26 protein-coding genes are annotated in these 24,429 nt (G+C 64.4%); 20 read left to right on the forward strand and 6 right to left on the reverse strand.

Features of this window, described 5'->3' with window-relative positions; all coding sequences use genetic code 11:
* Window positions 1–88: 88 nt before the first annotated feature.
* Entirely contained in the window at window positions 89–394 is a 306-nt protein-coding gene (locus QZM67_RS38185; protein WP_023103963.1) for a helix-turn-helix domain-containing protein, read from the reverse strand.
* Window positions 395–634: 240 nt separating this feature from the next.
* On the opposite strand from QZM67_RS38185, the gene QZM67_RS38190 reads away from it, so the two are divergent.
* From QZM67_RS38190 to QZM67_RS38230, 9 genes are all read left to right on the forward strand, one after another.
* A complete protein-coding gene (locus QZM67_RS38190) occupies window positions 635–985 on the forward strand; it encodes a DUF2958 domain-containing protein (protein ID WP_023103962.1) in 351 nt (116 codons plus the stop codon).
* Window positions 986–1,294: 309 nt separating this feature from the next.
* Window positions 1,295–2,065 carry a DUF2285 domain-containing protein gene (locus QZM67_RS38195; RefSeq protein WP_023114173.1) on the forward strand — a complete coding sequence of 257 codons (771 nt, stop codon included), beginning with the start codon at window positions 1,295–1,297 and terminating at the stop codon, window positions 2,063–2,065.
* An 83-nt stretch (window positions 2,066–2,148) separates the two neighbouring features.
* The gene (locus QZM67_RS38200) at window positions 2,149–2,430 is read left to right on the forward strand and encodes an AlpA family transcriptional regulator (protein ID WP_003107109.1); all 282 of its coding nucleotides are present in this window, start codon (window positions 2,149–2,151) and stop codon (window positions 2,428–2,430) included.
* A 26-nt stretch (window positions 2,431–2,456) separates the two neighbouring features.
* Window positions 2,457–3,314: a replication initiator protein A gene (locus QZM67_RS38205; RefSeq protein ID WP_023103960.1), complete on the forward strand. Its 858-nt coding sequence runs from the start codon at window positions 2,457–2,459 to the stop codon at window positions 3,312–3,314.
* Window positions 3,315–3,567: 253 nt separating this feature from the next.
* Complete coding sequence (gene parA, locus QZM67_RS38210) at window positions 3,568–4,206, forward strand: ParA family partition ATPase (RefSeq protein ID WP_023114174.1); 639 nt, start codon at window positions 3,568–3,570, stop codon at window positions 4,204–4,206.
* A complete protein-coding gene (locus QZM67_RS38215) occupies window positions 4,203–4,487 on the forward strand; it encodes a hypothetical protein (RefSeq protein ID WP_023114175.1) in 285 nt (94 codons plus the stop codon). Before parA ends, QZM67_RS38215 begins: the two co-directional genes overlap by 4 nt.
* On the forward strand, window positions 4,484–5,008 hold the full coding sequence (locus QZM67_RS38220) for a DUF2840 domain-containing protein (protein ID WP_023103957.1): 525 nt from the start codon (window positions 4,484–4,486) through the stop codon (window positions 5,006–5,008). The genes QZM67_RS38215 and QZM67_RS38220 overlap by 4 nt, the downstream gene beginning before the upstream one ends.
* A complete protein-coding gene (locus QZM67_RS38225) occupies window positions 5,005–5,604 on the forward strand; it encodes a S26 family signal peptidase (protein WP_023114176.1) in 600 nt (199 codons plus the stop codon). The genes QZM67_RS38220 and QZM67_RS38225 overlap by 4 nt, the downstream gene beginning before the upstream one ends.
* 447 nt (window positions 5,605–6,051) lie before the next feature.
* Window positions 6,052–8,031, forward strand: a complete 1,980-nt coding sequence (locus QZM67_RS38230; protein ID WP_137884702.1) for a relaxase/mobilization nuclease and DUF3363 domain-containing protein — start codon at window positions 6,052–6,054, stop codon at window positions 8,029–8,031.
* Between the two features lie 103 nt (window positions 8,032–8,134).
* Here the strand turns inward: QZM67_RS38230 and QZM67_RS38235 are convergent, their stop codons facing one another.
* From QZM67_RS38235 to QZM67_RS38255, 5 genes are all read right to left on the reverse strand, one after another.
* Window positions 8,135–8,977 (reverse strand): oxaloacetate decarboxylase, encoded by an 843-nt coding sequence (locus tag QZM67_RS38235; RefSeq protein WP_124014586.1) that lies wholly within the window; start codon window positions 8,975–8,977, stop codon window positions 8,135–8,137.
* A 113-nt stretch (window positions 8,978–9,090) separates the two neighbouring features.
* Window positions 9,091–10,560: an L-lactate permease gene (locus tag QZM67_RS38240; RefSeq protein ID WP_124014585.1), complete on the reverse strand. Its 1,470-nt coding sequence runs from the start codon at window positions 10,558–10,560 to the stop codon at window positions 9,091–9,093.
* Between the two features lie 32 nt (window positions 10,561–10,592).
* Entirely contained in the window at window positions 10,593–11,483 is an 891-nt protein-coding gene (locus QZM67_RS38245) for a dihydrodipicolinate synthase family protein (protein WP_124014584.1), read from the reverse strand.
* Window positions 11,484–11,555: 72 nt separating this feature from the next.
* A complete protein-coding gene (locus QZM67_RS38250) occupies window positions 11,556–12,761 on the reverse strand; it encodes an MFS transporter (RefSeq protein WP_124014583.1) in 1,206 nt (401 codons plus the stop codon).
* A gap of 30 nt (window positions 12,762–12,791) precedes the next feature.
* Window positions 12,792–14,288 carry a PLP-dependent aminotransferase family protein gene (locus QZM67_RS38255; RefSeq protein WP_124014582.1) on the reverse strand — a complete coding sequence of 499 codons (1,497 nt, stop codon included), beginning with the start codon at window positions 14,286–14,288 and terminating at the stop codon, window positions 12,792–12,794.
* Window positions 14,289–14,394: 106 nt separating this feature from the next.
* Between QZM67_RS38255 and QZM67_RS38260 the strand changes: the two genes are divergently transcribed.
* From QZM67_RS38260 to QZM67_RS38310, 11 genes are read left to right on the forward strand one after another with little or no spacing between them, the layout of a single operon-like run.
* Complete coding sequence (locus QZM67_RS38260) at window positions 14,395–15,636, forward strand: benzoate/H(+) symporter BenE family transporter (protein WP_124014581.1); 1,242 nt, start codon at window positions 14,395–14,397, stop codon at window positions 15,634–15,636.
* A complete protein-coding gene (locus QZM67_RS38265) occupies window positions 15,636–16,451 on the forward strand; it encodes a YggS family pyridoxal phosphate-dependent enzyme (protein ID WP_137884701.1) in 816 nt (271 codons plus the stop codon). The genes QZM67_RS38260 and QZM67_RS38265 overlap by 1 nt, the downstream gene beginning before the upstream one ends.
* Window positions 16,448–16,903, forward strand: coding sequence for a GNAT family N-acetyltransferase (locus tag QZM67_RS38270; protein ID WP_124014579.1), 456 nt, complete (start codon window positions 16,448–16,450; stop codon window positions 16,901–16,903). Before QZM67_RS38265 ends, QZM67_RS38270 begins: the two co-directional genes overlap by 4 nt.
* 32 nt (window positions 16,904–16,935) lie before the next feature.
* A complete protein-coding gene (locus tag QZM67_RS38275) occupies window positions 16,936–17,655 on the forward strand; it encodes a glutamine amidotransferase (RefSeq protein WP_124014578.1) in 720 nt (239 codons plus the stop codon).
* Window positions 17,652–18,605: a pyridoxine/pyridoxal/pyridoxamine kinase gene (gene pdxK, locus QZM67_RS38280; protein ID WP_137884700.1), complete on the forward strand. Its 954-nt coding sequence runs from the start codon at window positions 17,652–17,654 to the stop codon at window positions 18,603–18,605. Before QZM67_RS38275 ends, pdxK begins: the two co-directional genes overlap by 4 nt.
* Complete coding sequence (locus tag QZM67_RS38285) at window positions 18,581–19,813, forward strand: aspartate aminotransferase family protein (protein ID WP_124014576.1); 1,233 nt, start codon at window positions 18,581–18,583, stop codon at window positions 19,811–19,813. The genes pdxK and QZM67_RS38285 overlap by 25 nt, the downstream gene beginning before the upstream one ends.
* Window positions 19,810–21,045, forward strand: coding sequence for a tryptophan synthase subunit beta (gene trpB, locus QZM67_RS38290; protein ID WP_124014575.1), 1,236 nt, complete (start codon window positions 19,810–19,812; stop codon window positions 21,043–21,045). The genes QZM67_RS38285 and trpB overlap by 4 nt, the downstream gene beginning before the upstream one ends.
* Window positions 21,042–21,899, forward strand: a complete 858-nt coding sequence (gene trpA, locus QZM67_RS38295) for a tryptophan synthase subunit alpha (protein ID WP_124014574.1) — start codon at window positions 21,042–21,044, stop codon at window positions 21,897–21,899. Before trpB ends, trpA begins: the two co-directional genes overlap by 4 nt.
* A 10-nt stretch (window positions 21,900–21,909) precedes the next feature.
* Window positions 21,910–23,181 (forward strand): serine hydroxymethyltransferase, encoded by a 1,272-nt coding sequence (gene glyA, locus QZM67_RS38300; protein ID WP_137884699.1) that lies wholly within the window; start codon window positions 21,910–21,912, stop codon window positions 23,179–23,181.
* Between the two features lie 14 nt (window positions 23,182–23,195).
* Entirely contained in the window at window positions 23,196–24,137 is a 942-nt protein-coding gene (locus tag QZM67_RS38305; protein ID WP_124014572.1) for a LysR family transcriptional regulator, read from the forward strand.
* A complete protein-coding gene (locus QZM67_RS38310; protein ID WP_124014571.1) occupies window positions 24,134–24,412 on the forward strand; it encodes an EexN family lipoprotein in 279 nt (92 codons plus the stop codon). The genes QZM67_RS38305 and QZM67_RS38310 overlap by 4 nt, the downstream gene beginning before the upstream one ends.
* The last annotated feature ends 17 nt before the right edge of the window (window positions 24,413–24,429 follow it).

Consider the following 24,429-nt stretch of genomic DNA (forward strand, 5'->3'; position numbering starts at 1 on the left):
GCGCAGCAAGCCCCAGGCGGCGTGACCGCCGCAGCGCCCCGCCCATCGCGGCGGGGCGCTGTGCTGCTGTTCGCAGCACATCACCACGTCACGCGCGCGGCTTCGCCGCGCCGCGCTCCTTCAGCACCGCCTCCAGCTCCCGGCGCACCTGCGCCAGCAGCTCGTCGGCCTTGTGCGGGCTGTCGCCCGCGTAGGCCAGCGTCAGCAGCGTGAGCGGGTGGATCTCCATCACCTCGCACAGCTCGGCCAGCTTATGCAGGGTCGGGCTTTTCAGGTCGCGTTCGAGGGTGCTCATATAGGTGCGGCTGGACACGTCAGAGAAGGCTTCCTGGCTCAAGCCACGCGCCTTCCTGACTGTCTTCAACGCCTTCGCCAATGAGTTCCCAGCCGCCACCTATGGTTTCCCTCGAAAAACCAAGATGACAGCCCATTGCGCCCTATAGGGCTACAATCTATAGTGTTCATTTGGTGTTCTACGTTTTCGTGCCTTTACGGAAATCCGCATTTGCTGGTTCCAGCAAAGCCACGCAAGCGCATCCGTGCTTGCACACGAAGGCGTAAATCCGGTTTGGCGGTTCTGCGCTTGGGCGTGAAACCGCATCCGTGCATCATTGGATTTGTGGGATTGCCAACCATGCCCCAGCCACTCGCCACCGTCCCGGAGCGCGCGCAACTGCTCGCCAACGGCGAGGCTCGTGCCGCCGGCCAGGCCATCGACCCGGTGCCCGTGGTGCGGCTGTTCACGCCGGACGCGCATGTGACCTGGCTGCTGGCCGCACTCGATCCCGCCGATGGCGACACCGCCTGGGGCCTCATCGACCTGGGAATCGGAATGCCGGCGCAAGGAACCGTCAAGCTGTCCGAGCTGGCTGGCATCGTCGGGCCGCATCAGCAGCCCGTGATGCGCGACCGCTACTTCCGGCCCACGCGCACGCTGTCGGAATACACCCGGCTGGCCGAGCGCGACGGGGCTATCCCGGACTGAACACAGCCTACTGTGACTTTTTCAGTCTGGTGTCATACCGGGCAGGTCTCAATCGAGATTCTTGCGGCGTAGCCGCGCCAGTCTGATCCAAACGGACATGATGCCTGACGCGGACTGCGGCAGGCTGGCCTGTACGGCGTCCCACGGGAGGGACGCTGCCGCCGCAGCATTGAGACGAATACCGCAACGCATCGGAGCCAGTCGGACTTGACAGCCCAACTATTCCCTTAACCCATTTCGTTCTGATGACACCGATGTAGCACGTAGTTCTTCCGTCGCGGCCAGTCCTGTTCGCAGGGAGGTTGCGTCATGGTCGATCGCAGCGCCGAGCACTGGTATCCGACTGCCGCGTATCTGTACGTGCTGCACTTGGACGACCTTGGGACGGCCTGGGAATATCTGCGCAGAAACCCCGATTACCGGCTCGACTGGCTGCGCCATCATCGCCGGCCGAAAGCCGCGCAGCAGGCGGCGCATCGCTGGGGCTTGCGCCTGCTGGAAGATCCGGCGTTGGATGCGCGCGACGCGCATCCAGCCTGGTTGCCCGGCCATGTGGCCGTGGTGCAGCTCTATCCCGACGCCGATCCGCCGCAGTATGCTCCCGCGTTCACGTTTTGGCGCATTGCCGGGCACAAGCAACTGCTCCATGACGGCAAAGGGCTGGCGCTGATGGCGCACAGCCCAGGTCATTGCCTGCGCTTCGCGCTGGCGCCCGGCCTGGAAGACGGGATGGCTGTCGCCTATGCCCGCCGCGGCGGCGCCGCCGCACCTGCGCGCAACCATGCGCTCGGCGCGGCCCTGGCTTCTGCGAAGCCCAGGCCGGCACCCGCCGCGCTGCTTGAGCTACACACCTTGCAGGCGCTCGACGCAACCCTAGCGGGTGCGTCCTTGCGCGAGGTGGCCGAAGGCTTGTTCGGCGGCGATGCCGCAGCCGATTGGTACAGCGACGGCGGCCTGCGCTCCAAGGTACGCCGCTTGGTACGGCGCGGCGATGCGCTGATGCGCGGCGGCTATCGCCGCCTAGCACAGCTTCCGCCGCTTGAGAAGGGTCGTTTTGAGGACGACGCAAAACGGCCCTGAGCAGGACAGCTTGGTTTTCTGAGACTGCCTCCATCCGGTTGCGCTGTGTGGCCGGAGCTTTGAAAGCTATGGAGGTTCACACCATGCGTCCCGCTCCTTTGCGGCCTGCCGCCACTGTCTCGACCGCTGCCGCGCAGCCCCAACGCTATCTCACCAACGACGAAGCCGCCGAGTACCTGCGGCTGTCGCCGCGCACGCTGGAAAAGCAGCGCGTGATCGGTGGTGGTCCGCGCTTTCGCAAGTTCGGCCGGCGCGTCATGTACGCCGTGGCCGACCTCGATGCCTGGGCCGCCGATCGCAGCTTCGAGACGACTTCCGATCCCGAGTACGCCGAGCACCACTCGGCCGACAGCCGTGCGCGCTGATCGGCGGCGCGCGGCAGGCCATCACCATGTCCAGCTCCGCGCTGCCGTTCCGGCAGCGGTCGTTGCAGGAGCGCGAACAGCTCGACCTGTTCCGCGCCTTGCCCGGCGACATGGCGCCGCGCGACAGCCAGGACTTGATGGCCTATCCGTTCTTCTCGCTCGGCAAGTCCAAGCGGGTCAAACCCATCGACTTCCGCGCGGGCAACGTGACGATCCGCGTAGAGGGCACGCAGGAGCACGGCATCGCCACGATTTGGGATGCGGACGTGCTGATATGGGCGGCCTCGCAGATCGTGGAAGCGAAGGACGCGGGCCTGCGCCCGTCGCGGCTGATGCGCGCGACGCCCTACGAGATCCTGCGCTTCATCGGGCGCGGCAAGTCGCTGCGAGACTACCAGCGCCTCAAGGCCGCGCTGGATCGCCTGCAATCGACCACGGTGGCCACGTCCATCCGCGAGACAACAGGCCGGCGCCTGCACCGCTTTTCGTGGATCAACGAATGGAAGGAACTGGCCGATGCCAGCGGCACGCCGCTGGGCATCGAGCTGATCCTGCCGGACTGGTTCTTTGCCGGCGTGCTCGACGCCGCGCTGGTGCTGACCATCGACCCGGCGTATTTCCGGCTCACCGGCGGCATCGAGCGGTGGCTGTACCGCCTGGTGCGCAAGCACGGCGGCAAGCAGGCATACGGCTGGCAGTTCGACTTTCGCTATCTGCACCAGAAGTCCGGCAGCACCGCGAAGCCCTACGACTTCGCCTGCGATCTGCGCGCGCTCGTCGCGCGGCAGTCGCTGCCCGGTTACGTCCTGGGCATCGAGCGGATGCCCGACAACGGCATGGAACTGCTGACGTTCCGGCCCGTGCCGCAGACGGCACGGGGATAACTCCGGGAAAGCCTGTGAATGGTGTCGTGCTATCAGGCGTGCGGGGTATCGTGCTATCAGGCGTGGGACTATCGTGCTATCAGGCGTGCCGATCGGCCGCAAACCCGCGCCAGCACTGGGTTTGCGCGTCCTCTAACTTCCCTAACTTAGTTTCTCTAACTTTTAGTAGGGAAACGCCGCTGCGGTGGACAACCACCCCGCGGCCACAAACGCAGCAGCAAAAGCCCGGCTTTCCAGCATGGAGGGCCAGGCCATGATCGTCGCACTGCTCAACCAGAAAGGCGGCGTCGGCAAGACCACGCTCGCCACGCACATCGCCGGCGAGTTGGCGATGCGCGGCCAGCACGTCGTCCTGCTGGACGCTGACCCGCAGGGCTCATCGCTGGACTGGACGCAGCGCAGAAGCCAGCAAGGCTTGCCACGGCTGTTCAGCGCCGTGGGCCTCGCACGCGAAACGCTGCACCAAGAGGCGCCGGAACTCGCCAGGCGGGCCGATCACGTCGTCATCGACGGCCCGCCGCGCATCGCCGCCTTGGCGCGCTCCGCGCTGCTGGCGGCCGAGCGCGTGCTGATCCCGGTGCAGCCCAGCCCCTACGACTTGTGGGCCAGCGCTGAGATGGTGGCGCTGATCCGCGAGGCGCAGGTATTTCGGCCTGCGCTGCGCGCGGCCTTCGTCATCAATCGGCGCGTCAGTACCACCGTGATCGGGCGCGAAGCACGCCAGGCACTCGCCGACCAGCCGCTTCCTGCGCTGCGCGCGGAAGTGCATCAGCGCATCGTGTTCGCCGATAGCGTGGCCGCTGGCCGGCTTGCACGCGAGACGGCACCCGACAGCGCCGCCGCACGCGAAATCACTGCGCTGGTGGACGAATTGCTGCGGTGGCCGACATGACCGCGAAGCCGCCATCGAACAGCAAGCGCACGGCAAAGCGCGTCGGCATCGGCGCGCGTCCGCCCGCGAATCCGCACGCCGAGGCGTGGATTCGCCAGGGCGACGCCGATGCGCTGGGCAAGGGCGACCTCTACACCGCCCGTCTGACTCTCGACATCACGCCCGCGATGCGGGCACGCATCAAGGTGTCGGCCTTCACGCAAGGCGTGACCGTGGCCGACCTGCTGCGTGGCCTGTTGGAGCGGGAGTTTCCAGAGCACCGCAGGGAGAACGCACCATGACTGCATCCGCTTCGCCTGCCGCTGGCGCGGCTACGGCTGCACTTGCCGGCCAGCCTGCCAGCGCGCCGCTGACGCGCGTGGCGCTGGCCTACATCGAACCACGCTTCAAGCTCTACCTGCGCTTCGGCGAACCTGCGCGCACGCACCAGCTCGACCGCTGGCGCCGTTGCGCGGTGTTCCTGCCGGGCGCCATGTTGTGCCGTATCCGCTGGCAGGCCAACGACTACGGCACTGTGCGTTGGCAGCTCATGGTGATGCAGGCTTGCACGCCGCTGGATGCAGCGCAGCGCATCCCCGGCGTGCAGCCGGGGGCGCGCTTGCTGCTCCACGCCGAAGGGGAGAACCAGGTGCGCGCGGTGCTGGAGTGCATCGACGCCATCGAGGCGCTGGGCATCGCGCCCGCCGCTGTCTCGCCCGCGTACTGGCGCACGCTCGCCAACCGGCTCGCTGCACGCCTGCCGCTGCCCGAATACACCGCCGAGCGGCACGCTGCCTGGCTAACCGGGAGGACGCTGCCATGACGCTTCCATCCGCCGTTGCCAGCGCAACCGGCATCCCGCCGCATCCTCGCTCGCGCCTGCGCGCTCGCCTCGTGTTGGCGGGCCTGTCCGCCTGCGGCCTCGCTGCGCTCGCCTGGGCGTCCTTCGTGCATCCGCTGCCGCGCCTGATCTACAACCCGTCCGACAGCGTGGCGGTCGGCTGGTATCGCGTCGATCCGCAAGGCCACGGCACCGACTCGCCGCCACGTCCCTTGTCCGTGGGCAGCATCGTCCTGACCACGCTGCCGCCAGACGCCGCCGCGCTGGCCGCGCAGCGCGGCTACCTGCCGGCGCGCGTGCCGCTGCTCAAGCGCGTGGGCGCCGTCGCGCCGCAGGAGGTGTGCAGCACTGGCCGCGTCGTCCGCATCGACGGCGTGCCTTCGGCCGCCGTGCTGCCTGCCGACCGCTGGGGCCGGCCGCTGCCATCCTGGCAGCAATGCCGCCGCCTCGAATCCGGCGAACTGTTCCTCTTGAGTGTGACCAACCCGGCGTCGTTCGACAGCCGGTATTTCGGGCCGGTCAGCGCATCCGCCGTGATCGGGGTCGCGCATCCAGTCTGGCTGGAATCCCGCCCATGATGGCCGCCGACTCGCTGCACGTTGCCGTGCATCTTGTCGTGCCATCGGGCGTGTCGCTCTGCTGGCCGTCGCCGTGTCGTCGCGCGTGCAGTGCGGGTGCATTCGCACCGCACTTCGCGCTGCCTTCGGCGCAGCCGTCCAACGTGCAGGCGTCTTGCCTCGAACGCGCCCGGCCTATGGCCGTCGCCGCGTTCGCCGGCGCGCTGGCTGCTCGCGCAGCAGCACCGCCGGGCCGCCGCTGCCCGGAGCGCCAGCGAGGGGCAAAGGCGGAAGGCAAGACAAAAGGACGCGGCACCGGGCCGCGTCGAAAGCCAGTCTGCACATGGGGTGGCGCGGCACGGAGCGGCTTCGCCGCCGTGCCGCTTGGGGCGCGAGGCCCGCGCCAATGCAGGGCTGTCCGCGTGCTTCACACGACCGGACACGCCAGAGCTTGCAGGGAGCGCAGCCATGACCGACCGCCGCGACGATGATTTCCGCATCCGCCCCAGCGCACCGAAGAACCGGGGCCAGAGCTTCGTTTCCAAGGTGCTCAAGCAGGCAGGCAAGGCCAGTAGCGGCAAGTCGTCGGTGCGCCGTCCTGGCGCTGCCAGCGGCTCCGGGAGGGGCAACGGCCAGCGGCCCGGCTCGCGCCTGGGGCGCGGCCACACGGCCGCGCGCTTCGCCGGAGCGAAGCTGACGCCCATGTCGCGGCGCGTGACCATCAAGACGCTGCTGGTCAACCAGCGCCAGGCCAGCCCGCAGTCGCTCGCCAAGCACCTGCGCTACATCGAGCGCGACGGCGTGGGCCGCGATGGCGAGCCGGGCCAAGCCTACGGGCCGCAGACCGATGCCGCCGACCTCGACGCTTTCAAGGAACGCTGCGCCGACGACCGACACCATTTCCGCTTCATCCTCTCACCCGAGGATGGCGCGGAACTGGAAGACCTGCGCACCTACACGCGGCACCTCATGGGCCGCATGGAGGCCGACCTGGGCACGGGCCTCGATTGGGTGGCGGTCAACCACTGGAATACCGACAACCCGCACACGCACATCGTCGTGCGCGGGCGCGATGACACCGGCAAAGACCTCATCATCGCGGGCGACTACATCGCCGATGGCTTCCGCCATCGTGCGGCCGAACTGGCGACCGAGTGGCTGGGGCCACGCACCGAGCTGGAGATCCAGCAGACCTTGCAGCGCGAGGTGGAACAGGAGCGGTGGACGAGCCTGGATCGCACGCTCAAGCGCGAGCTGGGCGACGATGGCCTGGTGCATGTCGAACGGCTCAACGAGCCGAGGTTGCAACGCCAGCGCCTGCTGCTGATCGGCCGGCTGCAACGCTTGCAGCGTCTGGGCCTGGCCGACGAAACGCAGCCGGGCACCTGGGCGGTCCATACCGACGCCGAAAAGACCCTGCGCGCCCTGGGCGAGCGTGGCGACATCATCCGCACCATGCAGCGGGCCATGAGCGGCCAGCCGCGCGAGCTGGCGGTGTTCGAGCCGGGCGAGGATGGCCGAACCATCCTCGGCCGCGTGGCCGCGAAGGGGCTGGCCGACGAACTGCGCGACCGGGGCTATCTGGTCATCGACGGGGTGGATGGCAAGGCCCACTACGTCGCGCTCAACGCCCGCGACGAGCTGGCGAACTACCCAGCCGGTGCCGTGGTGGAGGTGAAGGGATCGGCCGACGTGCGCGCCGCCGACAAGAACATCGCCGCACTGGCGAGCGGTGGCCTGTACCGCACCGATCATCACCTCGCCATCGCGCAGGGTCAGGCCGTACCGGGCCGCGATCCGCAGGAAGTCGTCGCGGCCCACGTCCGCCGGCTGGAAGCCCTGCGCCGCGCTGGCATCGTGGAGCGCGTGGCCGAGGGACTATGGAAGGTGCCGGACGACTTGGCCGAACAGGGCCGCCGCTACGACGCGCAGCGCCTGGGCGGCGTGGCCGTGGAACTGAAATCGCACCTGCCCATCGAGCGGCAGGCGCGCGTGATCGGGGCCACCTGGCTCGATCAGCAGTTGATCGGCGGCTCGGGCCTGGGCGACCTGGGCTTTGGCGGCGAGGCCAGGGAGGCGATGCAGCAGCGCGCCGACTTCCTGGCCGAACAGGGGCTGGCCGAACGGCGCGGGCAGCGCGTGATCCTCGCCCGGAACCTGCTGGGCACGCTGCGCAACAGGGAGTTGGCGCAGGCCGCGAAGGGCATTGCTGCCGATACCGGCCTGGAGCATCGCCCAGTGGCCGACGGGCAGCGCGTGGCCGGCATCTACAGGCGCAGCGTCATGCTCGCCAGCGGGCGATACGCAATGCTGGATGACGGTATGGGGTTCTCGCTGGTGCCGTGGAAACCGGTAATCGAGCAGCGGCTAGGGCAGCAGATCGCCGCGACGGTGCGCGGTGCCGGGGTGTCGTGGGAAATCGGACGTCAGAAAGGACCAGCCATTTGACTCCCTGAGAAAACCCATACAGCATACTTTGCGAAGCAATATCCTAGGATCGGTTTGTCACTGGGCCGACCAGACGTTTAAGCCAATTAGCCTGCCGCTAGATTCAGCGATATATGCTTCTCGACTTGTTGAATAGCGTATTGAGTTCTGCGGCAGGGTATGCGTCAGCGAACCCGTCGAAACGGCCCTGCTCGGCGATTGTGCGTGCTGCTTGCATGAAGCCACCCCAGGCCGCGCGTGCCAATGCTCCACCCACACTGATACGCCTCACACCGAGGTCAGCGAGGTCCTGAACTGTCAGGTCGCTCGCCCAGCCGATCAGCACGTTGACGGGCTTGGGCGCAACTGCTGAAACCACCGCGCTGATCTGCTCGCGTGTCTTGATGCCTGGGGCATACAAGCAATCCGCTCCGGCGTCCGCATAGGCTTTCAGGCGCAGGATGGTGTCATCGAGGTCAGGCCGGCCCACGATGAAATTCTCCGCACGCCCGACCAACAAGGTATCGCCACCAGCAGCATCGATCGCGGCACGTGCTGCACGTATCCGTTGAGCCGACTCCCCTATCGTTCGCAGGGGAGCCTGCTGATCACCCGTCGAATCTTCGATGGAAATGCCCGCCACGCCAGTTTCCACCGCCATACGCACACTCTCGGCCACCCCGTCCGTGGTATCTGCAAACCCACTCTCGAAATCGGCGTTGACGGGCAAATCGGTGGCCTCGACCATGAAGCGCATATGCGCCAAGGTAGCATCACGAGAAAGTTGCCCATCCGCATGCGCGTGCGACCATGCGCAACCGGAACTAGTCGTCGCCAGTGCCTTAAAGCCAAGTCCTGCCAGCACGTGGGCACTGCCAGCGTCCCAGGGATTGGGCAGCACAAAGCAGCCCGACTGGTGCAACTCGCGAAAGAGCACACGCTTTTGAGAAACATTGTCGTCGGTCATGAAAGATCCTTGTCGTGGCTGCAATTCAGATTGTCTGGTCGACAGGCAGTTACGCGTGACCAGTGCAGGTCCGGCGCGGGATGAATAGCGCCAAATGGGCTCTGATATTGCGACTAATGAATCACCCAAATCGCCACGCCCATCAATAAGCAGAGAGCTACCAAGGCAAATGGCAAAATCTCAAGATATACCGCTCGCTCCTGACCATGCCCCTTCGCAAGACCAGCGGCAATCGACATCCTGACTGGCGAGAACAATCCCATCGACATACCGGAAACCTGCTGGAGGGAGGCGACAGCAGGAATGCTCAAACCGGCCTGCAATGCCAAGGCAACCTGCGATGGCAAGAACAGACTGTTCGCAGGATTACCGCTATTGGTCAGGACACCGAAAGTTCCCGACAGTACTGGGGTAAGCAGGAGCGCCTTCTCTCCAAGCGTATCGAATGTCAGAGTGGCAAATGCACCGGATATGCCCGACGCCGTCAGCACCTCGGCCATCATGGAGAACGTGAATACGGTGAGCACAGCATGCTGTCCCGTGGACCAGGCTGTTCGGACCTCCTGCCTGAGATAAGTGATCTGCCTACGAGCGATCAAAATGCACAGCGCACCCACCAAGAGCCAGCTCCCTGCGTGAAAAAATGGTGACCACGCTGGCAAGTCCTCATAGGGAGTCAACCGAGCCAGACTACTCAACAACCTCTTCGCCTCAGGCCATAACCGGACCAGTGCCAGGCCACCAATGAGGAGAACATACGGAAGCACTTTTCGAAATCCTTCTTTCGCTTGCGCGCGATTCGGACGGAAATCCAGCAGGTAGCGAACCAAGATAATGGGACCGTAAGCTGCCAATAAGGCCGTCTCCGGCCCTAAATACATAGTTCCGAGCGCCAACAAAGCCATACAGGTGCCTATCCAGGCCACTTCTCGTACGTTCTCGGTAAGAGGGGCGGCAATACCTGCTGCACGCGCCGTACGCCAGAACAGCGGCAGCCATACCGACATGAGAAGTGCAACGGGCCCCACGCAGTACACGCCCAGCAGCTCAGGTGGAATACGAGCATAAGCGGCCGCCAGAAGCGTCCCACTGCTCATCGCGCCCCAAGGAATGACGGTCTGACTCATGAGCGCAAAGATCATCAAATGCCGCGGCGCAAAGCCAAGATGGCGGATCATCATCACCGTGCCAAGCATGCCCACACCGAATCCAGTGGCAGACTCTGCGAATGGACCCAGGAGGAAGCAGGCAAAGAATACCAATCGGCGGCGGCCGATCTCCGTTCCGGACGAGCAACTAGTTTTATCCGCCGGTGCCGATGGAGAACCTGCCGGGTTGCGCGCTGCGACCTGCCAAAACAGCAAACCACCCAGAATGTATGGTGCGATGACAGCGCCGATCCATAGTCCACGCAACAAAGCGCTAAACAAGACGTTACTATCAAATGCCAGCGGCCCCCAGAACAAAGCGATCGGCACCGTGGTCGCCAGTCCCATCAGGGAGGCAGCCGTCGTACTGCATCGGCCGCTGATAATGGCTGCAAGAAGCACCAAGGTGGGCAGTGCCCACAAGAAATACGTCATGGACTCATGCTTTGGTTAGGGTTCAATGTTCGTCAAGCGAGCTGGCATTCTTCGAAAATCGAGGCAAGCCGCTCCCGATCATTACCTTGCAGAGCCAGTAACGGAGCCGGAAGGCATGGGGACGCCGCATGCCCGAGCAGTTCCGCCGCGGCCGCCACCACACGCAGGCTGCCATGCTGGCGGAACAGCGCCCAAAGTGGCTCCAGTCGCTGCGACAACTGATTCGCCTGCGAGGCATCGCCCGACAGCGCGGCGCGGGTGATCGCCAATGCGACCTCGGGAAACAGTCCACCGACCACCGAGTACCAGACGTTACAACCCGCGAGCAGGCCGGTTGCAGCAGCAGCATCGCCACTGATTCCGATGCTGACATGGGACGGGATCAGTACGCGCAGGCGCTCAACCCGCGCTGTGGCAGCACCAGGGTCCGCAGGCACCGCCGGAATTTTGATCGAACCAATATTCGGAAGTTCGGCGATACGACCATGCAGTTCATCGCTGAACTCGAAGTGCGTGGTGCCGGGGTTGTCATACACCACCAGCGGTATGGACAAGGCATGGGTCACCGTTTCATAGAGGCCAAAAACCTCCTGGGCCGATAGTTTCTGATAGGACATCGGTGCAAGAAGAACCGCCTTCGCGCCCGCCTTTTGAGCATCCTCCGCCAACTCAACCACATCCCGCGTACGTAGCGCGCTAATGCCGATGATCACAGGCACGCTGCCCGCATGCTGCACCGCGAGTCGAGCAACCCGCTTGCGCTCTGCACTATCGAGGTATGCATAGTTCCCGGTCGAACCCAGAGCACAGATGGAATCAACGCCTGCCGCAGCGAGTCGTTCGGTCAGTTGCGCGAATGCAGCTTCATCGACACGACCACCACGCAACGGGGACAAGGGAAATGCACTAAGGCCAGTAAACATGGAATGCTCCAAACTGTATTTCAAAGTGGATGTTAAAAATTCTCGCTATCTGGTAACTACCCAAGCTGCCATCTAGCCGTGCTGATGAGCGGGCATATGCGTCAAACGCTGGTGCTTTTCCTGAAGCAGAACAACAACAGTGGTAGCCACCATGAAGCCAACTGCCGCCCACAGAACGCCGCCGGGCAGTCCACGATCCAATAGAAGTCCGAACAGAAGTGGGCCGATAATGCCTCCCACATTGAATCCGGTTGAAACGATGCCGAAAGTTCGGCCCTCGGCACCTACTGGGGAAGCAGCCCGGACCAGCATGTCACGCGAGGGAGCGACTACGCCGGTCAGGAAACCTGTTATACCCAACGCAACGGCTAGCAGAACCGGCGGCAGTGGTATCTTGATTACCAGCACGACCATCAGTGCGGCCAAGCCGAAGGCCACTGCCGCTACATACCCGTGTTTATCGGTTCGGTCTGCAAGCACGCCACCTGCCAGAACCCCAAAAGCACTGGCAAACAGAAAGGCAGTCAGTGCCACGTTCGCCGTCGGCAGCGTCACGTCAAAGCCTTGAACCAGCGCCGACACTGAAAACTTTTCAATGGCCCCGGTGCTCAGACTGAGCAGGGTAAAGAGCAGTGTCAGCACTGCCAGCGCCATGACTGGCGTGGTGAGCGGACGATGTTCAGTCGGGCTGGATTTTCCCGTGCTGGTAGCAGGTTGCCCGGCCGGTAGCGGCGAGCTGATGAGCATCGCACACCATGCCAATCCTCCTGCCAGGGCCGATGCGGCAAAGGACCAGCGCGGTGACGCGGCAAGGGCCACGCTGACCATGACAACAGGCGCAAGGGCCGCGCCGAAAAATCCAGCGAAAGTATGAATGGAGAAGGCACGGCCCATGACATCAGACGGAACGCCGTGTGATAGCAGGGAGTAATCGGCGGGGTGGTAAATCCCATTCGCCACGCCAGCCAAAACCATGACGGCGAGCAGGCAGGGATAGGTGGGGAACACCGCGAGCAAGCCGAAGCTGGCCGACCCTAGCAACAGTGCCGCCATCAGCATCTTCCTGGCTCCGACTCTATCCACCAGAAACCCGAACGGCGCCTGGACCAGCCCGGTCACGATGCCGAACACGCCCATTGCAATGCCCAGTTGGACAAAGCTCACCTGCATATGATCGGGCAGCAAGGGCAACAAGGCGGGCACCGTCATGATATGGAGGTGACTCACCAGATGGGCTATGGATACTTGGGCCAGCAGCCCTCTATACGAGGATTTCATTCTTTGGTCATCACCTCATTCTTCATCGGTTCAGTTGGACAGCGCACGTAGCACGTTCGCCAATTTCTTGATGGAGACCTCCAGCTCATGCGGCGCATGGGCGGCAAATCCCATGAGGAATCCGGCCTTGTGGCGGCTTGACGCATGCAGGGCCGTCAAACCCAATAGGTCAATACCTGCGCGACGTGCCGACTCAACGGCCTGGTGCTCGGGAATATCCCGGATGAACACGCAAGGCATCTGCATGCCCCCCGCAGGTATCCGCGGTTCAACAAACTCGGCCAGGTGCTTGCGCACCAGCCGGACCAGCACGTCGCGCCGTTCGGCATACACGGCCCGCATCGTGCGGACATGAGCCCCGTAGTGACCGCCCTCGATGAAACGCGCCAGCGTGAGTTGCGGTATCGGCGCGCTGTGGCCGTCCAACAGGGTGCGAGCCACGGTCATGGGTGCTACGAGCGATGTCGGCAGCACCATGTAGCCGATACGAAGGCCCGGAAACAGCGATTTCGTGAAGGTGCCGATGTAGATCGTCCGCTCATGCGGATCGAGTCCCTGGACGCAAGCCGTAGGCTTGCCCGCGTAGTGGAACTCGCTGTCGTAGTCGTCCTCTATGATCCAGCTCTGGTGCTGCCTTGCCCATTCGATGACGGCCAGTCGCCTGTCCAACGCCAGTGTTGCCCCTGTTGGAAACTGGTGTGATGGCGTCAGAAACACCGCTTTGGGCTGCTCACCCGGAGCGGTCGCCGCCTGGGTCAGGTATTCCACTCGCAAGCCGTCGGCATCAAGCGGTACAGGCACGCATTGCAGCCCTGCGGCATCGAATGCCTTGCGTGCGCCGTGGTACACGGGGTCTTCAATGAATATCCGTTCACCGGCATCGAGCAGCACGGTGGAGCACAGAGTCAGGGCCTGCTGCGAACTGGTCAGCACCAGCACACGCTCAGGTGTTGCTCGCGCACCGCGTTCGAGATTGACGTAATCGGCGATGGCGCGCCGCAACGGCTCCATACCCTGTGGCGGGCTGTGCAACAGCGCCGAGGTGCCGTACTCCTTCAACACCTGACGCTCCAGCCGCTCCCAGGTTGGGAGCGGAAAGCTGCGCGTCTCCGGGACGCCAGGCGCAAACGGCCGAGGCGTCAGAAAATCTCGCACACCGCCACTCTTGAACATCGCAGCCCCGCGCTGACTGAGGCGAGGCGTGCCGGTGTTATCTCCCTTGGGCCGCGCTTTTCCCCGGCCGGGTAAACGTTGTGCCCGTTCGGACACGAAGCTGCCACTGCCTACACGCCGTTCGATGAAGCCCTCGGCATGCAATTGGGTATAGGCCGACTCGATCGTATCGCGGGAAACCTCCAACGACTTGGCCAGCGCACGTGACGCAGGCAGTGGCCTGCCGACGTCGAGTGCACCGTCGAGGATCAGCTGGCGGATACCCCGCTGAATGCGCGCATGCAAAGGCAGCGCGCCATGCGCCGGGTCGCTGATCCATGCCTTGACGGATTCAAGTTGAGCATGCTTGAACAATTGGCCGGTATCTCTAAGTAAAAGTGGTGGGGAACATCCGTCCATTTTAGAGCTATAAATCAATCCCGTAAACACATCAACCCTATTTGGGAGTCAGCGTCACGCCATGTCATCCGCCCCATCACGCTCGCCCGTTCGTTGGAACGACCTTACCCATCCTGTCGTAGCTGGCCTGATCTCGGTCATCGTCAACTACGGTGGTACGTTCATTCTGGTGTTCCAGGCTGCCAAGGTGGCCGGTCTGAGCCCCGAGCTGACAGCTTCGTGGGTCTGGTCGATTTCGATTGGCGTGGGTGTGACGGGGATCTTCCTGAGCTGGATCTCCCGTGAGCCGATCATCACCGCCTGGTCCACACCGGCAGCGGCATTCCTGGTCACCGCGCTGGCGACCACGCCCTACGCGGAAGCGGTCGGTGCCTATCTGGTCTCGGCTGCCGCGTTCGTGGTGCTCGGGCTGTCCGGCTGGTTCGAGCGGGTCATCCGCATGATCCCGCCGGGCGTGGCCGCCGGGCTGCTGGCCGGCATCCTGCTCCAGTTCGGCATCGGTGCCTTTGGCGGCATGACCGTCGATCCACTGCTCGCAGGGCTGCTGATCGTGTCCTACGTGGTGTTCAAGCGCTTCAGCGCGCGCTATGCGGTGGTGGGCATCCTGGTGCTGGGGCTGGCCTTCCTGCTGGCCCAGGAGCGTGTCGATCTGTCCGGGCTGAGGCTGGAGCTGGCTACGCCGATCTTCACCATGCCCGCGTTCTCGCTCAATGCCCTGCTGAGCGTAGCCTTGCCGCTGTTCCTGATCACCCTGACCGGGCAGTACATGCCCGGCATGCTGGTGCTGCGCAACGACGGCTTCAAGACCAGCGCCAACCCCATCGTGACGGTCACAGGGCTGGGTTCGCTGTTGATGGCGCCGTTCGGCTCACACGCCTTCAACATCGCCGCCATCACAGCCGCCATCGCCACGGGTAGAGAAGCTCACGAAGACCCGTCCAAGCGCTGGATCGCCGGCATCGCCGCAGGCATCTTCTACGTGCTGGTCGGGGTGTTCGGGGTCACGCTCGCCGCGGTGTTCATGGCCTTCCCGGCGACCTTCATCACCACGTTGGCCGGCCTGGCGCTGCTGGGCACGATCGGCGGCAGCCTCGCCAGTGCGCTGATCGATCCCAAGACCCGCGAAGCATCGCTCATCACCTTCCTGGCCGCTGCCGCCAACATCAACTTGCTTGGCATTGGTGGCGCCTTCTGGGGACTGGTGATCGGTCTGGTGGCCTACGCCGTGCTCAACGGGCGATTGCCCCAACCGGCGCCCAAGCCTGCCGTCACCCCGAAGCCCACCAGCGAGAGGGTAAGCTGATGATCGAGCCTTCCGACACCCAAACCCGGCACGACCAGCACGGCCGCTATCCCGAGGCCACCAAGGTCGAGGACTTCCGGCACAACTTGGCTGCGGTGCAGACGCGTATCGACCTGGCCTGCCACCGCGCCGGCCGCGAACTGGCAACCGTACGCCTGCTGCCAGTCAGCAAGACCAAGCCCGAAACCAGCTTGCGCCTGGCCTACGAGGCAGGTTGCCGGACGCTGGGCGAGAACAAGGTGCAGGAAGCCCATCAGAAGTGGGAAGCGATGCAGGACCTGACCGACCTGCAATGGTCGGTCATCGGCCACCTGCAAACCAACAAGGCCAAGCTGGTGGCGCGCTTCGCCAGCGAGTTCCAGGCGCTGGACAGCCTGCGGGTTGCTGAGGCGCTGGACCGCCGCTTGCAGATTGAAGGGCGCTCGCTGGATGTGTTCGTGCAGGTCAACACCTCTGGCGAAGCCAGCAAGTACGGCTTGAGTCCGGAGGACGTACCCGCCTTTCTCCAGGCGCTGCCTGCGTTCTCGGCCCTGCGTGTGCGCGGGCTGATGACACTGGCGTTGTTCTCCAGCGAAGCCGAGCGGGTACGCCAGTGCTTCATCCTGCTGCGCAACCTGCGCGACCGACTGCGACAGAGCGCACCCGCCAGCATCGGACTGGATGAACTGTCGATGGGCATGTCCGGGGACTTCGAGATCGCCATCGAGGAAGGCGCCACGGTCGTGCGCGTCGGGCAGGCGATTTTCGGCGCTCGCCACACGCCAGACGACTACCACTGGCCTAACTACAACCATTCAAAGGAAACGCTCTTATGAGTGTCGAGACAGCCTCCTCCTTAGTTCGCGACGTGCGGCCCGACGACGAACCCGCCTGGCGACGGCTTTGGGCGGGCTACAACGCCTTCTACGAAACCAGCGTCGCCCCGGAAATCACTTCCCTGACCTGGCAGCGGATTCTGAACCCCGCTGCGCCAGTGCTGGGCCGTCTCCTGGAGGTTGAAGGCCAGCTCGCCGGATTCAGCGTCAGCGTCCTGCATGAAGGCACATGGGTGTCGAGTGCCGTCTGCTACCTGGAGGACTTGTTTGTCGATCCCGACTACCGGGGCCGGGGCCTTGGCCGGATGCTGATCCAGGACCTGGTTGATTGCGGCAAGGCGCGCAACTGGTCCACGTTGTATTGGATGACGCGGCGCGACAACCCGGCACGGCGTCTCTACGACGAATTCGTGCAAGCCGACGATTTCGTTCGATATCGGCTGCCTCTTTAGGCCATCGGTCACACCACCGAAGGAATTTCATCATGAACAAGACCGCCATCGCCATCCGGCACCTTCACTTTGAAGACCTCGGCACACTGGAGCCGGTGCTTCAGGCACGTGGCTACACCGTGCGCTATCTGGATGCGGCTGCCGGCGACCTGCGGGCCGCAGACACTGCGAGGGCTGATTTGCTGGTGGTGCTGGGCGGGCCCATTGGCGCCTGCGATGAGGGCATCTACCCCTTCATCGAAGACGAGCTGGCCATCATTGCCCAGCGGCTGGAAAGCCGCCAGCCGTTGCTCGGCATCTGCTTGGGTGCGCAACTGATTGCCCGCGCGCTGGGAGCCGGCGTCGCCGGCATGGGCGTGAAGGAAATCGGCTTCTCGCCGCTGGCGCTGACCCCGGAGGGGGAAGCATCCCCGCTGGCAGCGCTGGGCGGTGTACCGGTGCTGCATTGGCACGGCGACCGCTTTGACATCCCCATCGACGCCACGCGGTTGGCGGGCACGGCGATCTGCGACAACCAGGCGTTCAGCATCGGCTGCCACGTCCTGGCACTGCAATGCCACCTGGAAGCAGACCCCCGACAGATCGAGTCCTGGCTGGTCGGCCATGCTGGCGAGTTGTCACAGGCCGGTATCGACCCCCGCACACTGCGCAGCGAGGCCCAGTCACTGCAAACGCGGCTGCCAATGGCAGCCGAGGCGGTATTCAACGCCTGGTTGGATGCGTGCGAGTCCGTAGCGGCGGAGGGCTCATGACCAAGGATTCATCCCCGTCAAGTCGCCCCCTATCGGTGGATGTCGTCTCCGTGCAGTCGCAGGTGGTCTATGGCCGGGTGGGAAACAACGCGGCCATTCCGACACTGGAGGCGCTGGGACTGTCGGTGGCGGCGGTGCCCACCGTGGTATTGAGCAATATCCCGCACTACCCGACGATGCACGGTGGGGCGTTGCCCATAGAGTGGTTCGACGGCTACTTGCAGGATCTGTCGGCACGCGGCGCCCTGCACGCCCTGCGCGCAATCCTGGTGGGCTACCTGGGCAATCCGGCACAGGCACAGGCCCTGGCGAACTGGATGCAGGCGCTGCTGCCACAACAAGCTGGCCTGCGCATCGTCATCGACCCGGTGATCGGGGACCACGACCACGGCATCTATGTCGATCCCCAACTGGCAGATTCCTACCGCAAAGACCTGCTGCCGCTGGCCGATGGACTGACCCCCAACGGCTTCGAGCTGGCACACCTGACGGGAATGGTGACCAACGATCTGAAAGGCGTGGTGGCCGCTGCTCGGACCTTACTGACCGGTCGTACCCAATGGGTTGCGGTGACCAGCGCCGCCCCCGAGACCTGGGCGGCAGGAGAGATGCAGGTCGCCCTGGTGAACCGCGCGCATGCCTATGTGATCACGCACCCACGCATCGACGCTGCGCCCAAAGGCACCGGCGATCTGTTCTGCGCGACCCTGACCGCGCACTGGCTCAAGGGTGACTGTCTGGAGACAGCCGCCCGGAAGGCATGTCACCGAGTCGTGCAGGCGGTTCAACACACCGAACGGGCGCAATGCGCCGAGCTGCTACTGCCGCCAATGGACGGCAGCCAGGATAACAACGGAAGGATTCGCATCCGCGAACTGACCTTCTCACGCGATGAATCCAAATTGAAACCTTTGAGGACTTCCCCATGCGACCTGCCACTTCCCACTTGATGCGGGCCTATGCCCGCCAGCCTGTGTCCTTCGTGCGTGGAAGCGGCGCGCGACTTTGGGACGAACAAGGCGTGGAGTACCTGGACGCCATTGCCGGTGTCGCAGTGACGAGCCTGGGGCATGCGCACCCGGAGATAGCCGCCGTCATCGCGGAACAGGCCGGGATGCTACTGCATACGTCCAATGTCTTTCGCATCGATTGGCAGGAGCGGTTGGGAGAGCGTCTGTGTGCGCTGACGAGCATGCAGAGGGCTTTCTTCTGCAACTCAGGCGCTGAGGCCAACGAAGCGGCGCTTAAGCTGGCAAGGCTGCACGGCCATCGCAAGCAGGTTGCCGAGCCGAAGATTCTGGTGATGGAGAACGGCTTTCATGGCCGTACCATCGCAACGCTGTCCGCCACCGGCAACCCCGCGAAACAGCAGGGCTTCGAGCCGCTGTTGCCCGGCTTTCTGCGCGTGCCTTATGACGACATCGAAGCGGTACGCCAAATGGCGGCCAATGCGCCCGGCATCGTGGCGGTGCTCATCGAGCCGGTACAGGGCGAAGGCGGTATCCGCGTTGCCAGCGCCGACTACCTGCGTGATCTGCGCGCGCTGTGCGATCAGCAGGACTGGCTGTTGATGCTTGATGAAATTCAGGCAGGGATGGGCCGCACGGGTGCCTGGTTCGGTCACCAGCATGCGGGCATCACGCCAGACGTGATGACGGTGGCGAAGGCGCTGGGCAACGGCTTTCCCATCGGTGCCTGCCTGGCGCGCGGCGCGGCAGCCGATCTGTTTTCTCCAGGGCAGCACGGCTCGACCTTCGGCGGCAACCCGCTGGCCTGCCGGGTGGGCTGCACCGTGCTCGACCTCATGACCCGCGACAAGCTGCCCGAGCGCGCCGGTGTGCTCGGCACGCGCCTGCTCACGGGATTGCGCAAGGCATTGAGTGGCCATCCGAACGTCACTGCGATCCGGGGCCAAGGACTGATGATCGGTATCGAGATGAATCAGCCCTGCAAAGAGCTAGTCGGCCGCGCACTGGCCGAGCAACGCCTTCTCATCACCGTGACCCGCGACACCACCATCCGGCTCCTGCCGCCGCTGATTTGCGACGAAACCCAGATCGACGACATCGTGGTCCGCGTATCCCGGCTCCTGTCGGTGAGTGCCCTGGATGGGGCAGCGCCGACACCCAGTACCACCCAGCAGGAGCTGACGTCATGACCGTGACCCCGACCTACCAGCAACCCGACACGGAAGGCTTCTTCGGCCGCTTCGGCGGGAGCTTCATCAGCGAGACCCTGGCGCAAGCAGTCGAGGAGCTGGTGGCCGCCTGGCAGCGCTACCGCGACGATCCCGCGTTCATCGCCGAATACGAGGAAGAACTGGCCGATTACGTCGGCCGTCCCTCGCCGATCTACTACGCCCGGCGTCTGAGCGAGGAAACGGGCGGTGCCCGCATCTTGCTCAAACGCGAAGACCTCAACCATACCGGCGCCCACAAGATCAACAACGTGATCGGACAGGCCATGTTGGCGCGGCGCATGGGCAAGCGGCGCATCATCGCCGAGACCGGCGCGGGCCAGCATGGCGTGGCCACTGCGACGATCTGCGCGCGCTACGGCCTGGAATGCGTGATCTACATGGGCAGCGAGGACATCGAGCGGCAACGCCCCAATGTCCAGCGCATGGCGCTGCTCGGCGCAACCGTGATCCCTGTCGCCTCCGGCAGCCGCACGCTCAAGGACGCGATGAACGACGCGATCCGCGATTGGGTCAGCAACGTCGATGACACCTTCTACCTGATCGGATCGGTCGCGGGCATGCACCCGTATCCGACGATGGTGCGCGACTTCCAGACCGTGATCGGCAAGGAGTGCCTGACCCAGATGCCGGCACTGTTCCAGCGCCTGGGCATGGCGAAGGAGCACCCCGATGCGGTGATTGCTTGCGTGGGTGGCGGCAGCAACGCCATCGGCATCTTCCATCCGTACATTGAACACGAGAGCGTGCGCCTGATCGGTGTCGAGGCGGCGGGCCTGGGACTGGACACGGGCCGGCATGCCGCATCGCTTCAGTGCGGCAGTCCCGGTGTCCTGCATGGTAGCCGCTCGCTCATCCTCCAGGACGACAACGGACAGGTGCAGGAAACCCACAGCATCAGCGCCGGGCTGGACTACCCCGGCGTCGGACCGGAACACGCCTGGCTGAAGGAGATTGGCCGCGCCGAGTACGTCGGTGCAACCGACGACGAGGCGCTGCACGCCTTCCATCAACTGAGCCGCACGGAAGGCATCATTCCCGCGCTCGAAGCCAGTCACGCCGTAGCCCATGCCATCAAGCTGGCGGCCACCTTGCCCAACGAGCAGGCCCTGCTGGTCAACCTGTCCGGCCGGGGCGACAAGGACATGGAGACGGTCATGGCGCAGGCCGACGCGTCTGGAGGAAAGCCATGACCCGGCTCGATCCCACCTTCCGGCATCTGCGGCGAGAGGGGCGCAAGGCGTTGATCCCCTATGTCACCGCGGGCTACCCCGGCGTGGACATCACCCCGGCGCTGATGCACGTGCTGGTCGAGGCCGGTGCCGACGTCATCGAACTGGGCGTGCCGTTCTCTGATCCATCGGCAGACGGTCCCACGATCCAGGCGGCCAGCGAGCACGCCCTGCGCCAGGGCATCGGGCTGCCGCAGGTGCTCGACCAGGTCCGGCGCTTCCGCGAATCGGACACTGAGACCCCGGTGGTGCTGATGGGCTATGCCAACCCCATCGAACGCTATGACCTGTTACGTCAGCCGGGCGCCTTCGCCAAGGACGCAGCCAAAGCCGGAGTGGATGGCGTACTGGTTGTCGATTACCCGCCCGAAGTATCTGCTGACCTCGCGGCGCAGCTACGTCAGCACGGCCTCGATCTGATCTTCCTGCTTGCGCAAACCTCTACCGAGCAGCGCATCCGCCAGGTCGCCAAGCGGGCCGGTGGCTACGTCTATTGCGTGTCCATCAAGGGCGTTACCGGCGCTACCACACTCGACATGGCAAGCGTGCGTGACACGCTGACCCGCATCCGCCGTCATGTGCGCATCCCTGTCGGGGTCGGGTTCGGTATCCGCGATGCCAGCACCGCCCGGGCGGTTGCCCAGGTCGCCGACGCCGTGGTGATCGGCTCCTGGCTGATCGAGAGCCTGGCCGGCAAACCGGCGGCCGAAGCGCTGGCCGCGGCCAGCGACCTGATCCGCGATGTGCGCCGGGAACTGGACAAAGACGTGCCGGAACAAGACCCAATCCCAAACCCCAAGCATTCCAACACCTAGGACGAATTCCATGTACGACACTTCGCTGACCCTCACCGATTTCGACCCCGAGCTGGCTCAGGCCGTTCAGCACGAAGAACGCCGCCAGAAAGACCACGTGGAGTTGATCGCTTCGGAGAACTACGCCAGCCCGCTGGTGATGGCGATCCAGAACTCGGTATTCACCAATAAGTATGCAGAAGGCTATCCCGGCAAGCGCTACTACAGTGGCTGCGAGCATGTGGACGTGGCCGAGCGCCTGGCGATCGAACGGATCAAGGCGCTGTTCGATTGCGACTACGCCAACGTCCAGCCCCATGCCGGCGCCCAGGCCAACGCCGCCGTGTACCTGGCTCTGGCCAATCCCGGCGACACGGTGATGGGCATGAACCTGGCGCAGGGCGGCCACCTGACCCATGGCAATCCATCGAACTTCTCGGGCCGACACTACAAGATCGTGCCCTATGGGCTTGACCCCGAGACCGGCCTGATCGACTACGACGAGATGGAACGGATCGCACTGGAGACTCGACCCAGGATTTTGATCGGTGGCTTTTCCGCATATTCGCGCCACAAGGACTGGGCGCGAATGCGTGCCATCGCCGACAAGGTGGGCGCGATCTTCTGGGTCGACATGGCTCACGTCGCCGGCCTGGTTGCCGCTGGCGAATATCCGAACCCGCTGCCTCATGCCCATGTCGTGACCAGCACCACCCACAAGACCCTGCGTGGCCCGCGCGGCGGCATCATCCTGTCCAAGGGGCAGGACGAGGATTTTTACAAGAAGCTCAATTCTGCCGTGTTCCCTGGCATCCAGGGCGGCCCGCTGATGCACGTGATCGCCGCCAAGGCGGTGGCCTTCAAGGAAGCCTTGACGCCTGAGTTCAAGAGCTACCAGAAGCAGGTCGTGACCAATGCGCGGGCGATGGCTGCGGTCATCCAGCAGCGTGGTCACCGAATCGTCTCCGGCGGCACCGACAACCACCTGATGCTGATCGACCTGTCCGCCAAGCCCTACACCGGTAAGGAGGCGGATGCCGCACTGGCCGATGCCTACATCACCGCCAATAAGAATTCCGTGCCCAATGATCCGCGTTCACCGTTCGTGACCTCTGGCATACGGATCGGTACACCGGCCGTAACGACGCGGGGCTTTGGCGTGGCCGAGTGTGAACTACTGGCAGGCTGGTTGTGTGACGTGCTGGATGCCCTGGGAGCAGGTAGCAAGGAGCTGATCGCAGTGCGTGACCGGGTGCGGGATCAGGTGATGGAAGTATGCCGTCGCCATCCCGTATACCGATAGCGGATAGCTGGCGCATGGAACTGCGGCATCTGCGTTGCTTTTTGGCCGTAGCGGAGGAACTGCACTTTGCGCGTGCGGCCGAGCGGCTGCACATCGAGCAGTCGCCGCTGTCGCGCACCATCAAGGAACTGGAAGAAGACCTGGGCGAGCAGTTGTTCGTTCGTACCAGCCGCAGCACGCAGCTGACGCGGGCGGGCAAGCTGTTTCTGGAACACGTCCCGCGCATCTTCACTGCCTTGCAGCAGGCCCGCGACAGCGTGAAGGCAGCGGCCAATGGCTTTCACGGTCAGCTGCGCATCGCACTGTCCGATGGCATCACGCCTTCGCGCTTGCCGACATTGCTGGCGCTTTGCCGGCAGGAGGAACCCGAGGTCGAAATCCGGTTGTCTGAAGTGCCTCTATCGCAGCAGATCAAGGGGTTGCACGACGACCTGTATGACGTGGGTTTTTCTCAATCAGACGAAGTTGGTGATGCGTTGGTCGCCCGGCCAGTCTGGAGCGATCCTCTGATGGTCGCTGTTCCCGCACGGCACCCATTGCTCAAACACAAACGTATACCGTTGGACGAAGTGTTGCGCTATCCGCTGGTGCTGTGCGATCCACAGGTCTGCGAAGGCCATGCCCGCCAGGTCGAGCGGGTGCTACGGCGAGCGGAACAGGAACCCATGATCGCCGAGCGCGTCGCCTCCTGCGACCTGATGATGGCACTGGTGTCGGCAGGCTTTGCCCTTGGCTTGGCGGGTGCCCCGCACATCGTTTCCAGCCGCGAACCCGGTGTGGTGGCGCGGCCATTGGCGGGGCGTTCGCCGATGCTGACGACGTATCTGCTGCACCGGGAGGCGGAGGGCTCGGAAGTCCTGGCCCGATTCATCGAGCGGGTGCAGGCCATCGAATCGCCCGAAGGCGTCAGACCTGTGCCGCCGTCCGAACCTGATCTGGAGGACATCGAGCCATGAAACAACTCATCCCGTTATTGCTGGTCGCGGCGCTGGCCGCCTGCGGCCAATCGGAGGCACCCAGGCAGGAGGCAACCACGGAAGCCGACGTGCCGACCGTGGAGGAACTGGCCGCCGACCCCGAACGATTGAGGGAGCTGCGCGAGCAGTGCAGGACCGATCGGCCGCGACTGGGCGACGTGTTGTGCAACCGCGTGGCCGAAGCGACGAATCGGCGCTTCTTCGGTGACGGCAACGTGCCCTATACGCCGCCGGAGACACCGCCGCCGTTCTGATTCGTCGGCCGCTCGCC

This window comes from Burkholderia sp. AU45251 (assembly GCF_030482905.1).
Lineage (GTDB): Bacteria > Pseudomonadota > Gammaproteobacteria > Burkholderiales > Burkholderiaceae > Burkholderia > Burkholderia aenigmatica.

What these genes read in the sequence shown, in the direction of transcription:
- trpB (WP_124014575.1), top strand. Translation starts at nt 19,810, where the DNA reads ATGACCGTGACCCCGACCTACCAGCAACCCGACACGGAAGGCTTCTTC.
- QZM67_RS38235 (WP_124014586.1), bottom strand. Translation starts at nt 8,977, where the DNA reads ATGACCGACGACAATGTTTCTCAAAAGCGTGTGCTCTTTCGCGAGTTG.
- QZM67_RS38240 (WP_124014585.1), bottom strand. Translation starts at nt 10,560, where the DNA reads ATGACGTATTTCTTGTGGGCACTGCCCACCTTGGTGCTTCTTGCAGCC.
- QZM67_RS38230 (WP_137884702.1), top strand. Translation starts at nt 6,052, where the DNA reads ATGACCGACCGCCGCGACGATGATTTCCGCATCCGCCCCAGCGCACCG.
- QZM67_RS38225 (WP_023114176.1), top strand. Translation starts at nt 5,005, where the DNA reads ATGACGCTTCCATCCGCCGTTGCCAGCGCAACCGGCATCCCGCCGCAT.
- QZM67_RS38270 (WP_124014579.1), top strand. Translation starts at nt 16,448, where the DNA reads ATGAGTGTCGAGACAGCCTCCTCCTTAGTTCGCGACGTGCGGCCCGAC.
- QZM67_RS38200 (WP_003107109.1), top strand. Translation starts at nt 2,149, where the DNA reads ATGCGTCCCGCTCCTTTGCGGCCTGCCGCCACTGTCTCGACCGCTGCC.
- QZM67_RS38275 (WP_124014578.1), top strand. Translation starts at nt 16,936, where the DNA reads ATGAACAAGACCGCCATCGCCATCCGGCACCTTCACTTTGAAGACCTC.
- QZM67_RS38310 (WP_124014571.1), top strand. Translation starts at nt 24,134, where the DNA reads ATGAAACAACTCATCCCGTTATTGCTGGTCGCGGCGCTGGCCGCCTGC.
- parA (WP_023114174.1), top strand. Translation starts at nt 3,568, where the DNA reads ATGATCGTCGCACTGCTCAACCAGAAAGGCGGCGTCGGCAAGACCACG.
- pdxK (WP_137884700.1), top strand. Translation starts at nt 17,652, where the DNA reads ATGACCAAGGATTCATCCCCGTCAAGTCGCCCCCTATCGGTGGATGTC.
- QZM67_RS38260 (WP_124014581.1), top strand. Translation starts at nt 14,395, where the DNA reads ATGTCATCCGCCCCATCACGCTCGCCCGTTCGTTGGAACGACCTTACC.
- QZM67_RS38265 (WP_137884701.1), top strand. Translation starts at nt 15,636, where the DNA reads ATGATCGAGCCTTCCGACACCCAAACCCGGCACGACCAGCACGGCCGC.
- QZM67_RS38305 (WP_124014572.1), top strand. Translation starts at nt 23,196, where the DNA reads ATGGAACTGCGGCATCTGCGTTGCTTTTTGGCCGTAGCGGAGGAACTG.
- trpA (WP_124014574.1), top strand. Translation starts at nt 21,042, where the DNA reads ATGACCCGGCTCGATCCCACCTTCCGGCATCTGCGGCGAGAGGGGCGC.
- QZM67_RS38205 (WP_023103960.1), top strand. Translation starts at nt 2,457, where the DNA reads ATGTCCAGCTCCGCGCTGCCGTTCCGGCAGCGGTCGTTGCAGGAGCGC.
- QZM67_RS38250 (WP_124014583.1), bottom strand. Translation starts at nt 12,761, where the DNA reads ATGAAATCCTCGTATAGAGGGCTGCTGGCCCAAGTATCCATAGCCCAT.
- QZM67_RS38245 (WP_124014584.1), bottom strand. Translation starts at nt 11,483, where the DNA reads ATGTTTACTGGCCTTAGTGCATTTCCCTTGTCCCCGTTGCGTGGTGGT.
- QZM67_RS38190 (WP_023103962.1), top strand. Translation starts at nt 635, where the DNA reads ATGCCCCAGCCACTCGCCACCGTCCCGGAGCGCGCGCAACTGCTCGCC.
- QZM67_RS38285 (WP_124014576.1), top strand. Translation starts at nt 18,581, where the DNA reads ATGCGACCTGCCACTTCCCACTTGATGCGGGCCTATGCCCGCCAGCCT.
- glyA (WP_137884699.1), top strand. Translation starts at nt 21,910, where the DNA reads ATGTACGACACTTCGCTGACCCTCACCGATTTCGACCCCGAGCTGGCT.
- QZM67_RS38215 (WP_023114175.1), top strand. Translation starts at nt 4,203, where the DNA reads ATGACCGCGAAGCCGCCATCGAACAGCAAGCGCACGGCAAAGCGCGTC.
- QZM67_RS38220 (WP_023103957.1), top strand. Translation starts at nt 4,484, where the DNA reads ATGACTGCATCCGCTTCGCCTGCCGCTGGCGCGGCTACGGCTGCACTT.
- QZM67_RS38195 (WP_023114173.1), top strand. Translation starts at nt 1,295, where the DNA reads ATGGTCGATCGCAGCGCCGAGCACTGGTATCCGACTGCCGCGTATCTG.